The sequence below is a fragment of the Maricaulis sp. MIT060901 genome, from assembly GCF_047123815.1.
Lineage (GTDB): Bacteria > Pseudomonadota > Alphaproteobacteria > Caulobacterales > Maricaulaceae > Maricaulis.
Genome location: NZ_CP138920.1, coordinates 2,233,132 through 2,248,333, shown reverse-complemented (window position 1 = coordinate 2,248,333; position 15,202 = coordinate 2,233,132). Strand labels below are relative to the sequence as shown.

The following is a 15,202-nucleotide window of genomic DNA, read 5'->3' as shown; positions in this document are numbered from 1 at the left end:
ATGCAGGCATGCACAACAGGCGCAAAAACCACTGAAAATGAAAACGCCAGGCGACTCAGTCACCTGGCGCTCTCTTCTGAGTTGAAAAACTGTGATCAGAACCGGCGACCGAAACCGAGGCCGATAATGACCGGGTCGATGTCCACATCCGCCGTGATGGCGCCATCGATCGTCACGTCCGTGTTGATATCGATGTATTTCGCATCAACGTTGAAGAACCAGTCATTGCCCATGTCGAAATCGATGCCTGCCTGAACGGCGAGAGCGAGGCTGGCGTCATAGTCGATCGTGCTCAACGCGCTGCCACTTGGCAGGTTCTTGTCGAAGAAATGCGTGTAATTGATGCCTGCGCCGGCATAAGGACGAACGGTACCTTCTGGATTGAAGTGATACTGCACCGTCAACGTGGGCGGCAGCAGCGTTACCTCACCCAGGTCGATATCGTCGGCAGCTGTGCCCACCGCTGAGACATCGTGTGGGGTCACACCCAGAATGAGTTCAACAGCCCACTGATCCTGGAAGAAATAGGTGATGTCGAGTTCAGGCACGATGGAGTTGTCGATATCCACATCGCCGCCGATCGGATCGATGCTCGCGCCTTCATTCGGCATAACGTCGATTGCACGCAGGCGGATCAGCCAGTCGCCACTCTCGGCAAAAGCCGGAGCAGCAGCGGTCATGGCAAGAGCGGTCGCGGCGAGGAGAAGCTTTTTCATGGCTAGGCCCCCTGTTTGTCCCCAGTAAAGATAGGGACTTTGTGGACCTGCCAGTCCGCGCGAGATACTGCGCGTTTCGCCGCGCGTCAGCCTGCCGCGCGGCAGGCTGACGCACAAGGCGTAATACGTTGGATTTACGTTAGAAATCCATCACCAGAGCCGCACGGAAATTGCGACCCGGCAGCGGGAGTGCATCTTTCAGGAAGGACGTGTGCAAACGCGCTTCCTCGTCAGCCAGGTTACGGCCTTCCAGGATGATCCGCATGCCACGATCTTCGAACGGGGTCACGGAGTAGCGAGCGTTGAGCAAGGTGTAGCCCTCGGTCGGAAGCTCGAATTCCGCGACATTGTCCTGTTCCCCGGCCCAGACGACCTCACCATGCAGCTGGTGCACACCCATCTCGGCAGACACACCTGCAGTGAAGGAAAGCGGCGGGATGCGCGGCATGTCACCACCCGCATCGATGGATGCGTTGACATACTCGCCCGTCAGTTCACCGCTCAGATTCCAGCCGGCAAACTCACCCAGGGGACCTTCCAGACGACCCTCGAAGCCGCTGAGGCTGGCGTCTTCCTGGCGGTATTCAACAACCAGGAATTCTTCCTCTTCCTCACCGGTCGGGAAAGCACCGATGAAACCGTCATACTCGGCGTGGAAAGCCGCGCCTTCAAACGCCCAGCTGCCAAACTCGGTACGGGCCGTGAATTCGATCGAGACAGCGCTTTCCACGTCCAGATCCGGGTCACCGTTCTCGACCGTGGAGGTGGCGATGTGCTCACCATCGGCGAACAGCTCCACATCCGTCGGAGCACGCTCGTTGGAGGACAGTGTTACGGCCAGGAAGGTGTTTTCCTGCGGGCGCCAGAAGGCGGAACCGGAGATCGAGAATGTATCGAAGCTGCGAGACGTCCCGGCGGTCTCGATATCGCGGTTCTCCAGGCGAAGTCCGCCCTCAAGACCCCAGGCGCCTGTATCCCAGCGCTCGACCAGGAAGAGACCGAAGTCTTCAGTCAGGGATGGCGGGACAAAGGCTTCCTCGCCCTGCGCAACGAAGTCGCGGGAGAAGGCCTGAATGCCAGCGGCGGAGTCAAGATTGCCACCGCCAAGTTCGATAGTGGAAAAACGCGTTTCGAAACGGCCTTCCCAGCCCTCATTGCTGAACAGCGTGCCGATTTCGTCACCTTCCAGCTCGACATGTTTGTACTCGGCCGTGCCAAAGGAAAAACGAACGCGATTGATGAACTCGGAAACATTGCGGAACTCGCCGCGCAGGTCGTAACGAGTCTGGATGAGATCGATGGCTACACCGCCCTCTTCCTCGTGATGTTCTTCTTCCTCGTCGTGATGATCCTCGTCCTCATCCTCGTCATGCTCTTCCTCGTGGTGACCATGGCCACCCGGAATGCCGTAGAGCGCGTCGGTAGATTTGTAGGACACACCGATGAAGCCGTTCTCGCCGACCCAGGACACACCCACGGAACCGGTTGAGAATTCGAGGCCAGAGTTCTCGACGGTGCCGAAGACTTCTTCCTCTTCCTCGTGATCCTCGTCCTCGTGATCACCCTCGTGCTCTTCTTCCTCGAGGGCACGCGCCAGCGCACTCTCGGAGAAGCCCGGGATGTCATAATCCTCGGCGTCACGGGTCATCATTTCCAGGTTGAAGACCAAGGAACCGGCGTTGAAACGGATCTGACCTGCAGCCGTCTCGCCGTTATCAACCGTGGTGTGGCCAAGATAGAAACGCCCCTCGAGACGGTCTTCAACACGCTCCTCCGGGATGCGACCGTCGATGACGTTCACGACACCACCGATAGCACCGCCGCCGTACGCGATTGCCGCCGGGCCGCGCAGGATTTCGACACGCTCGGCTTCCAGCGCCTCGGAGGCCACGGCGTGGTCCGGACTGGAGGTCGAGGCATCAATCAGGCCAACACCATTATTGAGGACACGCACACGGTCAGCACCCAGACCGCGAATAACCGGACGGCTTGCTGCCGGGCCGAAAAAGGTCGTGGAGACACCCGGCTCATGGGCAATGGTGTCAGCCAGGGAACCGGACAGGTTCTCTTCGATGTGAGTGCGGTCAATCACTTCAACCGAGCCAGTGATCTCGTCAGCACCGGTTTGCAGAATGGTGGACGTGACGGTGATGACTTCAGTTTCCTGAGCCAGCGCCGGAGCCGCCAGCAACAGGCTGGTGGTCGTGAGGAGGAGCGTACGCATAGCAATCCCGATACGTTATTTGGTAACACTGGCGACGTTATAATGTCACACCAACAGCATTGACAAGCACACACACTGGGAATCCTGCACGAACCTCATTACATGTTGCAAATATGAGTCGTTCCCAATCTTCCCAGGCCCTCGAAGCGGCCGAAAGCCTGTGCCAGGAGCGCGGCGAACGCCTGACCCCCATCCGCAAGCGCGTGCTCGAGCTCGTGCTGGGCTGGGATGGGCCGGTCAAGGCGTATGACCTGCTCGAGGCGCTGAACCCGGAGGCTGGCACCGCCAAGCCACCAACAGTCTATCGCGCGCTCGATTTCCTGATGGGGCTGGGCCTTGTTCACAAGGTTGAAGCGCTGAACGCCTTTGTCGGCTGCACGCATTCCCACGACGAGGGCGGCGCGGAACTCTTTATCTGTTCCGACTGCGGCACGGTCGAGGAACGCCACGGCTCGGCCACCCCGACCAATGCACCGGAAGGCTTCAAGATCGACCGGTCGGTCATCGAGCATTTCGGGCATTGCAGAAACTGTACGCACTGACAAGCGGAGCGCACGACATGGTCGAGCTCTGGCGCGGCAATGCAAACGCCTGGGAATGTGACGAGCTGGGGCATATGAATGTCCAGTTCTATCTTGCCAAGGCCAGCGAGGCGGTCGGCAATCTCGCCGCCATGGCCGGTCTGGGCAATGTCTTCCGCTCAGACAACTACGCCACCCTGCTGGCGCGCTCCCTGCACATCAAATTCCTCGCCGAGGCCCATCCCGGTGCGCCGCTGATGATCGAGGGCGGGATCACCGGCCATACCGACACGCTGATGCATGCCGAACTGATAATGCGCCATGGCGGATCCGGCCGCGTCGCAGCGACATTCCAGCTGGTGCTGGAACATGTCTCGCCGTCCGAAGGTCGGGCGTTCAGCTGGCCGGATCGTTTTGCCGCGGCCGCCGACACGCTCAAGATCGAAAAAGACCCAACGGCCGCTCCGCGCGGCATCGAGGAATATGACAGCGTCGGCAATGCCTCGCTCGCGCGAGCGGACCAGATGGGTCTGGAACAGATCGGCATGGGCCGTTTCACCGGCCAGGATATCGGCCCCTTCGGACGTATCCGCGCGGATGTATTCCTGGGTCGGGTCTCCAACAGTGTGGTCAATTTCATCGGTGCCTTTCCCGAGGAAGTCGCGTTCCACAAGGGCGAGCTGGACAACCGCATTGGCAGCGCCCTGCTGGAAACCCGCATCCTGCCCCGTCGCTGGCCGCGTGAGGGTGATGGCTATGTGATCCGGTCCGGCCTGAAATCCGTCAGTCCGAAAGTGCGCAATCTCGTGCACTGGGTGCTCGACCCGGCCACGGGCAAACCCTGGTGGACCATGGAAGGCGTTGCTGCCCCAATGGATCTCGACGCCCGCAAGCTGGTTGAACCCAATGCGCATTTCCGAGCCATGCTCGAAGCGGCTGTGGTCAAGGGCATCCGGGCCTGACACTTGCCTCGACGGTCGAGCTTCGAAACTCTCGAACAAAACAAGTTCCGGGGCCCACACGCCTGGACCACACTCTGGGGAAGGTCGAGACCCATGAATATCCGCATCCTGCTGGCGTCCGGCATGCTGGCGCTGTCTGCCTGTGGCGCGCCCACGGCCGACGAGACCCGTCCGCTGCGCCAGAACGTCGTGTTTGACGCCAATGAGATCGCTCGCGACCTGTCACAGGCGATCCAGTACCGCACGATTTCTTCTGCCTTCGATCCCCGCGCCAGCTGGGAAGAGTTCGAGGGTTTCCGCGCCTTTCTCGCCGAGCGCTTTCCCTTGATGCATGCACGGCTCAGCCCTCAGGACCTTGGCGACGGGCAATTGCTCTTCACCTGGACTGGCAGCGATGAAAACGCCCAGCCGGTCGTGCTTCTGGCACACCAGGACGTGGTTCCCATCGAGCCAGGCACCGAGGACCAGTGGAGCTATCCGCCCTTCGACGGCACCATCGCGGATGGATTTGTCTGGGGCCGTGGCACCCTGGACATGAAAGGGCATTTGATGGCCTTGCTTCATGCTGTCGAACGCCATCTGGAAAACGGCACACAGCCACAACGCACCTTCTATATCTCGCTCGGCCCCGATGAGGAGGTGGGCGGACTGGGTGCGCGCCGTGCCGCGCAATACCTGGCCGATCAGGGCCAACACGCCTGGTTCGCGCTGGATGAAGGCGGGCTGACCGTGCTCGACAGCCCTATGACCAACGCGCCGGCAGCGATGATCGGTGTGGCCGAAAAGGGTTATATGACCGTGACCGTCACGGCCCGCGCCCGCGGCGGCCATTCCTCCACGCCCCCGCGCGCCACCGCCATCAGCCTGCTCGCCCGGGCCATCACCGCGATCGAGGAGAACCCGTTCGAACACTCGCTGAATGAGGGACCGACACGCGCCATGCTGGAAGCCATGGCGCCGGAGATGGAAGGCATGGCTGGATTTGCGGCGGCCAATAACGGCATTTTCGGCCCGATGATCCGCGGCCAGCTGATGGAACAGGACGCCGCTCGCGCCCTGATCGGCACGACGATCGCGCCAACCATTGTCGAGGGCGGGGTCAAGGACAATGTCCTTCCCCAGGAAGCCACCGGCACCATCAATCTGCGCCTGCATCCGCGTGACACGGTTGAAAGCGCACTGGAACATCTGCGCCGCTCCGTGGCGCATCTGGACGGCGTGACCATCGAGACCAACCGGTGGGCCAGCAACGCCCCGCCCGTCGCTGATGTTGATGGCGCCGCGTGGGACCTTATCGCCGGCGCCGCCGCGGGTCAGGCAGAACCGAGCACACCCATGGTGCCCTTCATGGTCACCGGCGCAACCGATGTCCGCGCCTTTGCCGACACCGCAGATAATCTCTACCGCTACTCGCCAGCCCGGGCTGTCATGGCCGATATCGCACGCATCCACGGCGACGACGAACGCATCGCGGTCGAGGACCTCGCCCGCATGTCCGGCTTTTTCTACACGGTAATCGCTGAGGCGGGTGTGGTGGAGGAGTGACCCATCCGCCACACCTGAGGACTTTCAATAACACCGCGCTTGCTGATTTCGCCCAACAGGCGTAATCAGGCTCCCCCGAATTACAGGAGACGGCACCCGTGAAGAACATCAAATAGCAATCGAGGGCGGCCCCGACGGCCCGCCATCGCACCAGGCGCCCCTGCTTAACAGCCGGTCCTCTGGTGATGTCTCCCGTCGACCCCAGCCCTGTTGTTATTTGAACGTATTCACGAGGCGAGCCCTGCGGCTCGATGACCGATGTCGACTTCTGCATTTGATGCCCATACCGAACAAACCGAGGACCTGATCGACGCGCGCGATCTGCATGATGATGTCCGTGAAGGCCTGTACGCCGATCCGGATGATGAGCCGCGGACGAAAAGCCTCTCCAATACCGCTGTCATGGCCTATCTGGCCAAGCAATGGCGCCGTCGCCCCGTGCTGCTGGCCGGCATGATCTTCTTCATGGTTCTGGCCACGATCATGGAGCTGGTGATCCCGGTCGCCGCAGGACGCCTGATCGACACGCTGTCGGCCGGCCCGGGCGTGGGCAATCCCTGGGACGCCTTCTCCCTCTATCTGGGCGTTGCCGTGGTTTTCTACGCCGTGCGTCAGCTGGCCTCGCGCTGCGAGGTGCCCTTCTCATCTGCCAACATGGCCGACATGACGACGGAGGCCTTTGCCAAGGTTCAGCGCTTCTCGCTGGACTGGCATGCCAATACCTTCGCCGGTTCAGTCGTGCGCAAGATCACGCGCGGCATGTGGGCCTATGACACGATTACCGTGCACATCTTCATGGGTATCGCGCCCTCGATCGGCGTGATGCTGGGCATTGCCGGGATGATGGCTATCCGCTGGCCGCTGGTGGGCGGGATCGCCTTTGTCATCATGTGCGGCTTCATCGCCTCCTCCCTGCTGTTGAGCCGCTATTACATCCGCCCGCAGAACATCCGCTCGAACGCGCTGGACAGCGAGATCGGTGGTGCGCTGGCGGATACGATCGGCGGCATCGCCACGGTGAAGAGCTTTGGTGCGGAAACGCGCGAGGATGGCCGTTTCCACGGCCTGGCCTGGCGCTGGCGTGCCGCGACCAAGAAAACCTGGAACCGTTTCGTCAACTCCTGGCTGGTCAACATCGTCACCGACCTGACCATGCAGGCGGCCCTGGTCGGCCTGCTGGTCTGGCAATGGTCGATTGGCAGTGCGAGCGCCGGTGATGTCGTGGCGGCCCTGACGGCCTACATGATCGTCTCGGGTTACATGCGCCGCTTTGGTGAACAGGTGCAGCAGGTCCAGCGCGGTCTCGACGAGATCCAGGATCTGGCGATTTTCGATGCCCAGGAAACCGAGGTCAGCGATCGTGACGACGCGACGGAGTTCCAGCCCGACCAGGGAGAGGTCCGGTTCGACAAGGTCGACTTTACCTATGCCGGCCAGGAACGCCCGCTCTACACAGGTTTCGAGCTGGCCATCCGCCCGGGCGAGAAAGTCGCCCTGGTCGGACCGACCGGTTCGGGCAAGTCGACTTTCGTGAAACTGGTCCAGCGGCTCTACGACGTCAGTGATGGCGCCGTGCTGATCGATGGCCAGGATGTGCGTGCGGTCAAGCAAGACAGCCTGCGACGTCACATCGCCCTGGTGCCCCAGGATCCGGCGCTCTTCCACCGCACCATCGCGGAGAATATCGCCTACGCCAATCCACAGGCCTCGCCAGAGGATGTGGTGGCAGCGGCCAAGGCGGCCCACGCCCACGACTTCATCATTCGCCTGCCCCAGGGGTATCGCACCCTTGTCGGAGAGCGCGGGGTGAAACTCTCCGGGGGTGAACGCCAGCGTGTCGCCATTGCCCGCGCCATCCTTGCGGATGCGCCCATCCTGATCCTGGATGAGGCCACGTCGAGCCTGGACAATGAGACCGAGCGCGAGATCCAGTCGGCGATGAATACGGTGATGAAAGGGCGGACAACGATCATCATTGCCCACCGTCTGTCGACCATCCGCGATGCCGACCGTATCCTGGTGTTCGAGCAGGGCCGGATCGTTGAACAGGGTCGGCACGATGAGCTTGTGGGTCGTAGTGAGGGCGTCTATGCGCGCCTGGCTGAACTCGCGTCCACCTAGTTCACAGTGACGTAACTGGATATGAAGGCCGGGACGTGTATTTATCTCGACGTCTAACGTGTTGGGAGAAAAACATGCCCCGGCTTTTGGCTGCTCTTGGATTTTTTCTGCTTCTGATCGTTCCGGCGCACGCGCTGGACGATGAGCACCCGCGACCGTTCGACGAGAATTACGACGCGATGGCTATCGTTGATGAAGCCCTGCTGGAAGGCCTGGCCGAACAGAAGCGTGTCCTGCTGGTTCTGGGCGCCAACTGGTGCCATGACAGCCGTGGCCTGGCCCATCACTTCCAGGACGAGGAACTCGCCGCCACGCTGGAAGAACACTACGTGCTGCGCTTCATCGATGTCGGCTGGCGTGACCAGAACCACGCCGTGATGATGCGTTTCGGTGTCGCCGCGATCTATGCCACGCCGACCGTTTTCATCGTGGACCCCGCCGATGAGCGCCTGCTCAATCGCGATAGCCGCAATGACTGGGGATCCGCAGCCTCCCGCACAACCGAGGAAGCCCGGGAATATTTCGCAGACTTCGCTGTCGGCGAAGGCGATATGGATCTGGTTGAGAGCTCGCTGGTCTATCAGTCCCTGCTGATCGAGATCGAGGTGTTCGAAGCCGAACAGGGTGAACGCCTGGCCGAGGCCTATGTCGATATCGGCCGCTGGCGCGCCATGGAAGATGACGAGCGCCCGGCGGACTTCATGGAGCTGGCCGGCGAGGTGGACACCTGGCGCAGCCGCATGCGTCGCCAGTCCCGGCGCCTGTATCGCGAAGCCTATCGTGCGGTAGAGGACGCCCTGACCGACATGGCTGGCGAGGCCGAGGTAACAGCAGCAACCGTCGCCCTGCTCGACCAGTCCGATCCGGATATCAGCCTGCGATTTCAGGCCTTCCAGAGCGAGCGCTGGTAACACGTATCTCTTACGCATTGATTTTGGACGCCGCGGGCGCGACAAGCGAAGGTAACCGCTGAGCGCCCGAGGAGGAAATTGTCATGGCCGGAATTCCCTATTTCGAGATCCACTCCTTTGCCGCTCCCGGTGAGGCGTTTACCGGCAATCCGGCGGGCGTCTGCCTGCTCGACAGCTTTCCCGATGACAACATCATGCGCGGCATTGCGGCGTCCAACGCACTGTCGGAGACCGCCTTTGTTGTTGCGCGAGAACAAGACCTTTGGGATCTGCGCTGGTTTACCCCAACGGTCGAGGTTGATCTTTGCGGCCATGCCACCTTCGCTGCGGGCGCTGTCCTGCTGGAAGCCGGCAAGGTCGTTGGCGACACTGCCCGGTTTGAAACGCGCTCGGGCCGCCTCGAAGTCCGCGCAGACGGGCATCAACTGGCCATGGACCTGCCCTCGATCGGCTTCATTCCCGGCCGCCACGCGCCTGCCCTTGAAGCCGCGCTCGCCCTTCAGGCATCACCGGAGGAAGTTCTGGACGTCAATCGCATCCACGGCGCAGGTTACCAGATGTGGGTCGTTGGCCATGAAAACCTGGTACGCAGCGCCGAACCCGATCACGGCCTTCTGCGCAAGCTGAACACGAATGTGATCCTGACGGCGCCCGGTGGCAGCGGGCTGGACTTTGTCTCCCGCTTCTTTGCCCCCGCCTCCGGTGTCGACGAGGACCCGGTCACTGGCTCCGCCCACTGCACACTTGCGCCCTACTGGGCCGAGCGTCTGGGCAAGACGCGGATGAAGGCGCGCCAGATCGGGCCACGCCCCGGCGCGCTCGAGGTCAAGACACACAAGGAGCGCGTGACCCTGTATGGCCACGCGCCCCATTATCTCTCCGGGGAAATTACCCTCCCCTGATACGCCACACTCAGTAGCGGTAACCGCGATGATTGTTGTAGCGGCTGTTGCGATAGCCGTGACGATCTCGGTAACCACGACCGCGTTCACGATATCCACGACGTCCGCGCTCGATCACGACATCGATCTGACGCAGGTCACCACGACGCGTTTCGCGATAGAAATTGCCATGGCGGCGATAGACAATGCCCGGCGAAGCCAAGCGTCCGCCCGAACCGCGTTCAATGCCATTGCGCCGCTCCCAGCGATCGGGGACATACGTCCAGGCACGAGGCGGGCACTCGATCACGCGACGGTCGCGTCGATCTTCGCGTCGATCCCAGCGCCCTTCATCAACCCGTCGGTCACGGCGATCTTCGCGCAGATCCGGGCATGCACGGGCATTCAGGTACCAGGTGCCGGCAGATGCGGTTCCCGAGATACCGACCGTGCCCAGACCAGCCAGAAACGCGGCTGCAAGTGCGCTCTTGAAAAATGACATGGCTTACTCCTTTGCCTGAGTGGCCGTCTCCGGCCGGTGTGGGAGCAGCTAACAACAGTGGATCTGAGCGGGCCTTGAATGTGCGGTTCAGCTTCAGGTCATCTAGCTGAACGGATAAAGACAGGCGCCCCCAGCCTTGGTTTTGCCTGACAATCCGGGTTTAGTGGTGCGGGATGTTACGGGAGGTGCGGATGAAAGAGTTCTGGATCGCAGGTCTGACACTGCTGCTGGCGGGCAGTGCCAACGCACAGACGACGAGCAGCGAGCCCGACTCGTCACAGCTTTCCAGTCGTGAGATCACCCGCTATCTGCACACCTATACCCAAAAGCCCCAACGCCCCCAGGGCGTGTCCACTGGTCGCTATCGCGGTGTCGACAGCTGCCGCTGGGCCAATGACGGTGAGTGCGATGATCCCGGCATCGGCACCGGTGCCTGCACGGTCGGCACGGACTACTCCGACTGCTGGCGCATCGCCGAAGGGGTGGAAGACAATTCCTGCCAGTGGGCCAATGACAATGAATGTGACGAGCCGGGATTTGGCACCGGCGCCTGTACTCAGGCGACCGACCTCGCCGATTGCGGCAGCGTCATCGAACTGCGCTTTCGCAATGACAGTTGCGAGACGGCCTTTGACGGGGTCTGCAATGAACCCGAAATCGGTGATGGCCGCTGCGAGGAACGTACCGACCGCGCCGACTGCATGGGCCGGGATCGGCCGTTGGGCATCAATGACCATTTCTTCGGGCATGACGACCGCATCTTCATGGACACGGCACAATTCCCGTGGAGCGTGATCGGCCAGGTGGATTTTGATGCCGGGGGTGCCTGCACCGCGACCCTGATCGCCGAGGACGTACTCATCACCGCCGCCCACTGCATTTCCGAAGGCAATAGCGCCGACTCCCGCGGTGTCTTCAACACGGCATCAGCGCGACGCGGCGGCCCGGTCTCGGCCCGGGTCATCGGACACTTCATGGATCCGGACTGGAATGAGCAGCGTTTCAGCAATACCGACGACATTGACGGCACGGACTGGGCACTGCTGCGCCTTGACCGTCCGATCGGTCGCGAGCTGGGCTATGTCGGCGTCAGGGCGCTGGTGGACGAGGTCGGCAATCGCCAGGCCCGTCAGATGGACCTCTACCAGGCCGGATACAGCTGGGATACGGGCACACACCTGTCCGGCAATATCGGCTGCAACATGACCCGCATCTATCGCGATAACACGATGGCGCATGATTGCGACACCACGCGCGGCGATAGCGGATCACCCTTCATGATCCGCGAGGGCGACGAGTATTTCATCGTCGCAACCGACAGCAATTTCCGCCGCAATCCGGGTCAGCCGATGACCTATATCGCGGCGCGGGCTGATCGCTGGGTGGAATATCTGGAAGACTTCCGCAATGGCCGCCTGGGCCGGGCTGACTCGCGTCCGACCAACACCACCAAACCGGTCAAGGAAGGCGACTAGTCCTCGGCGAACAGGCGCTCCAGGCTGACCGCCAGCGCCTGCCTCCATCCGGCCATGTCATGACCGCCCTGGTAGAGCACGAACTCAGCCGGATGCCCCGCATCCGCCAGCGCCTGCATCATGGCAGCATTGGTGTCCAGCATGACGTGTCCGGCATTGGTTGAGGTCACGACATATTCCAGCGAACCGGCAGCCAGCACAAAACGCGGGCCATCAAGGCGGGCAGCGGGAACGCGCCGCGTCAACCAGCGTGGCGCCTGTCCGTCAGGTGACCAGTAGAAGGAGCCCGAAAGCGAAATCACCCCGAGAACGTCCTGCGGGCGTTCCAGCGCTGTCCGGCTGGCCACAAGCCCTCGGCGAGAGGCGCCGGCGAGGATTCGCCGACCATCAATGCCGGCATCGGCCAGGGCCGAAGGCAATTCCTCACTGAGAAAAATCAGTTGGTCATCATAGTCCTGGCGCGCGCTGGCGGTATCGAGCTGGTCTATGAGGACAACATGCATGGGCGGCACCGCGCCGGCATTGACGAGATGCTGGACGATCTCCCAGGCCGGCGCGCGAACACCCCAGTTGAAACTGTCATAAAGAACGAGCACCGGAGCATCCGCCTCCGCGCCGCCAACGGTGTGGTGCTGCAGAAATACTGTGCGCCCAAGAACCGCACTCTCCACCGTGAGCAGCTCCGGCTCAAACCGTAGCGTAAAGGGGATTGGCATGATGGCCGGGTGGCGTGTGGCGCTGTCGGCCAGCAGAACCGCCTCGGCAGACGCGCCGCGCAAATGCGCCGGATTGGCTGCATCGCTCAGACGCCGCCACCCCTGGGGCGTTTCGATCAGGAAACTGTAGACCGCCGTGGCATCACGCGGGACGTCCAGGGTCAGGTGATGGATACGCGTATCGCCAAGCGCCTGCATTGGCAGGGTGAAATCACGTAGATAATCTTCAACGGGCTGACGCGCCATGCCCGCATTGATGACACTGTCGAAGCGGACCCGGCTGGTGCCATGCGGCACCTGGATAACGAAGGTGACCCGGCGCAGGCCTTCATCCTCCGGGTGATCCTCGATGAGCGGCAACCCGCGCGATCGCAGGTTTCGCCAGATTTCCTCTTCCGCATGCGGGCGCAATTCAAGCTCGGCCAGCGCCGAGCTGATCGCTGCAGGCGCAGGCTGGGCAGGCAGCGAGCCTGGCAAGGCCAGCATGGCCAGCAGGCCAGAAACAATGACGAACACACTTTTCCTCATGAACGGCACAGTCTAGCGTTTTCCGCGCAAGGGGGAAGCCATGCTCGACAAACTCATAGGACCGAATTCGACACGGAACCAGCACTATGTGCTGATCGCTTCGATCCTGCTTGGCGCGCTGTATTTCCTGGACGGGTTCGAGATCGGCTTGCCCTATCCCGCCGATGTCGTGCTCAAGGCTTCCGGCATCGTTCTGCTGGGCGCGCTGGCGTGGATGCGTGGATATCGCTGGCTGGCGGCAGGCCTGTTCCTGGGCTCGGCGGGAGATGCGTTCCTGGCCCTGCAGCCGACTGGGGACAGTATCGAAGCCATCCTGCGCTCCGAAGCCCTGCAGCAGGGATTAGGCATTGTTTCCTTCGGCCTCGGGCATATCGTCTATATCGGCCTGTTCGCAGCGATCCTGCGCCAGCGGTCCTTGGTCGGCGGCTACGGCTTCCTGGCTGCAGGCGGCCTGGCCGTGTTCGGCGCCATCATGCTGATTGCCCTGCAACCGCATTTCGGCGAGCTGCGTGTTGCGGCCTCGATCTACAACGCCATCATCATGGCGATGGCCATCCTGGCTGTGATGAGCCGCGCCCACCCGCTGGCAATTGCGGGCGCGCTGCTGTTCGTGGTGTCAGACATTGTGTTGGCCTGGCGCATGTTCGCCGGCGCCCTCGACTGGGCCGGCCCGGTCGTGTGGGCCACCTATTATCTGGGCCAGGCCGGGATCTGCCTCGGACTGGCGCGGGAGCGCTAGAGGGCACCGGCTGCTGACCAGCGATGAACCGGGACGAAGGCATAAAACTCCTCCAGGGGCACGGGTTTCGCGGCCATGACAGAGAGTCCTTTGCCTGGACCTCGGGAGGCGATGTCGATGTTGTGGTGGGCTGGCAACAGACCCCGGAGCGACAAAGTGCGCCGATCATATTTCTCACGAATCTTGAGCTTGCAAGGCAGATCGCCGGCATTGTTCGGGCGCAGTTGGGCCACGACGTAACCGAGATGTGCTTCTTCAGCGCGGTACTGGAGGATCTGAACCGATCGGAAATCCGGATCGCCCCTTCGCGTACATCATTCTTTTCCACGCTTCTGGCCGCCGGACCGCAGGCCATGCTTGAAGACGCTGGGATTACCGGCATGCCCGAGGTCATTCGGCGGGTCATCGCCCGCGAACTGGGGGCACCGGCAGGTCATGGCTTGATGGCCTATAGCTGGAGCCTGACACATGACCCCGCGCTTCGAGCGCAAGTCCTCTCTGACTCCAATTATTGGAATATTCCGCTCAATTCTGCGGTCAAGGAACAGCTCGACAGGGTAAATTCGTGACCTCAGCTCGCCCGTCGACAGGATAGCCGGGATCCCCCGGATGTCCGCTGCGCGGTCACCGTGGGATGACGGTGTTGAAGGCCACATGGCTATGTTCCTCCTTTCCCTTGATGGGAAAGGTGCCCACGAAGTGGGCGGATAGGGTGCGGCCCGAAAGGGCCAAAAGAAGCGACTCTCACTCGCGCCTCCGGCGCGCACCCACTCCACCATTGCTTTGCAATGGTCCCCCTCGCCCATCAAGGGCGAGGATGAGCTGAGTAGGCACAAGCGCTAGATCACGCCTTCCGGGAGTTTCCAGTCGGGGCGGACGAAGTGGCAGGTATAGCCTTCCGGGAAACGTTCCAGATAATCCTGGTGCTCGCTTTCCGCTTCCCAGAATTCGCCCAAAGGCTGCAGCTGGGTGACGACCTTGCCGGGCCAGAGGCCCGAGGCGTCCACAGCGGCAATCACCTTCTCGGCCTGCGCCTTTTGCTCGGCATCGGCATAGAAGATCACGGAGCGATACTGGCTGCCAATATCATTGCCCTGGCGGTTCAGCGTCGTCGGGTCGTGGATCTGGAAGAAGACCTCGTAGATCTCCTTCAGGCTGATCGTTTCGGGATCGAAGCGGATCTCGATGGATTCCGCATGGCCCGTCTGGCCGGTCCTGACGGTATTATAGGTGGCATTTCGCGTGGTGCCACCGGTATAGCCGACACGGGTGGCAATAACGCCGGGACGTTTGCGCAGCAGATCCTGCATGCCCCAGAAACATCCACCGGCCAGGGTGATCGTTTGCTCAGCCATAATGCT

At 61.8% G+C, this 15,202-nt stretch carries 14 protein-coding genes; 9 read left to right on the top strand and 5 right to left on the bottom strand.

What is annotated here, in order from left to right:
* Positions 1-95: 95 nt before the first annotated feature.
* Both SIC17_RS11015 and SIC17_RS11010 read right to left on the bottom strand, forming a co-directional pair.
* Entirely contained in the window at positions 96-716 is a 621-nt protein-coding gene (locus tag SIC17_RS11015; RefSeq protein WP_291891700.1) for an OmpW/AlkL family protein, read from the bottom strand.
* Positions 717-855: 139 nt separating this feature from the next.
* Entirely contained in the window at positions 856-2,940 is a 2,085-nt protein-coding gene (locus SIC17_RS11010) for a TonB-dependent receptor (protein ID WP_412545382.1), read from the bottom strand.
* Between the two features lie 113 nt (positions 2,941-3,053).
* On the opposite strand from SIC17_RS11010, the gene SIC17_RS11005 reads away from it, so the two are divergent.
* From SIC17_RS11005 to SIC17_RS10980, 6 genes are all read left to right on the top strand, one after another.
* Positions 3,054-3,482 carry a transcriptional repressor gene (locus SIC17_RS11005; RefSeq protein ID WP_412545381.1) on the top strand — a complete coding sequence of 143 codons (429 nt, stop codon included), beginning with the start codon at positions 3,054-3,056 and terminating at the stop codon, positions 3,480-3,482.
* Positions 3,483-3,499: 17 nt separating this feature from the next.
* Complete coding sequence (locus SIC17_RS11000) at positions 3,500-4,423, top strand: thioesterase family protein (protein WP_412545380.1); 924 nt, start codon at positions 3,500-3,502, stop codon at positions 4,421-4,423.
* A 93-nt stretch (positions 4,424-4,516) separates the two neighbouring features.
* Complete coding sequence (locus tag SIC17_RS10995) at positions 4,517-5,968, top strand: M20/M25/M40 family metallo-hydrolase (RefSeq protein WP_412545379.1); 1,452 nt, start codon at positions 4,517-4,519, stop codon at positions 5,966-5,968.
* A 258-nt stretch (positions 5,969-6,226) separates the two neighbouring features.
* Positions 6,227-8,089, top strand: coding sequence for an ABC transporter ATP-binding protein (locus SIC17_RS10990; protein ID WP_291891695.1), 1,863 nt, complete (start codon positions 6,227-6,229; stop codon positions 8,087-8,089).
* 74 nt (positions 8,090-8,163) lie between these two features.
* A complete protein-coding gene (locus tag SIC17_RS10985) occupies positions 8,164-9,000 on the top strand; it encodes a thioredoxin family protein (protein ID WP_291891694.1) in 837 nt (278 codons plus the stop codon).
* Between the two features lie 83 nt (positions 9,001-9,083).
* The gene (locus SIC17_RS10980) at positions 9,084-9,902 is read left to right on the top strand and encodes a PhzF family phenazine biosynthesis protein (protein WP_412545378.1); all 819 of its coding nucleotides are present in this window, start codon (positions 9,084-9,086) and stop codon (positions 9,900-9,902) included.
* A 10-nt stretch (positions 9,903-9,912) separates the two neighbouring features.
* Here SIC17_RS10980 and SIC17_RS10975 read toward each other — a convergent pair whose 3' ends face one another.
* Positions 9,913-10,383 carry a hypothetical protein gene (locus tag SIC17_RS10975; protein ID WP_291891692.1) on the bottom strand — a complete coding sequence of 157 codons (471 nt, stop codon included), beginning with the start codon at positions 10,381-10,383 and terminating at the stop codon, positions 9,913-9,915.
* A gap of 191 nt (positions 10,384-10,574) precedes the next feature.
* Between SIC17_RS10975 and SIC17_RS10970 the strand changes: the two genes are divergently transcribed.
* Positions 10,575-11,858, top strand: a complete 1,284-nt coding sequence (locus SIC17_RS10970; protein WP_412545377.1) for a trypsin-like serine peptidase — start codon at positions 10,575-10,577, stop codon at positions 11,856-11,858.
* Here the strand turns inward: SIC17_RS10970 and SIC17_RS10965 are convergent.
* Positions 11,855-13,102, bottom strand: coding sequence for an alpha/beta hydrolase-fold protein (locus SIC17_RS10965; protein WP_412545376.1), 1,248 nt, complete (start codon positions 13,100-13,102; stop codon positions 11,855-11,857). The two genes, SIC17_RS10970 and SIC17_RS10965, sit on opposite strands and share 4 nt — an antisense overlap.
* 40 nt (positions 13,103-13,142) lie before the next feature.
* Between SIC17_RS10965 and SIC17_RS10960 the strand changes: the two genes are divergently transcribed.
* Positions 13,143-13,841 (top strand): lysoplasmalogenase, encoded by a 699-nt coding sequence (locus SIC17_RS10960; RefSeq protein ID WP_412545375.1) that lies wholly within the window; start codon positions 13,143-13,145, stop codon positions 13,839-13,841.
* A gap of 23 nt (positions 13,842-13,864) precedes the next feature.
* The gene (locus SIC17_RS10955) at positions 13,865-14,410 is read left to right on the top strand and encodes a hypothetical protein (protein WP_291891688.1); all 546 of its coding nucleotides are present in this window, start codon (positions 13,865-13,867) and stop codon (positions 14,408-14,410) included.
* Positions 14,411-14,680: 270 nt separating this feature from the next.
* Here the strand turns inward: SIC17_RS10955 and msrA are convergent, their stop codons facing one another.
* Positions 14,681-15,196, bottom strand: coding sequence for a peptide-methionine (S)-S-oxide reductase MsrA (msrA, locus tag SIC17_RS10950; protein ID WP_291891687.1), 516 nt, complete (start codon positions 15,194-15,196; stop codon positions 14,681-14,683).
* Between the last annotated feature and the right edge of the window lie 6 nt (positions 15,197-15,202).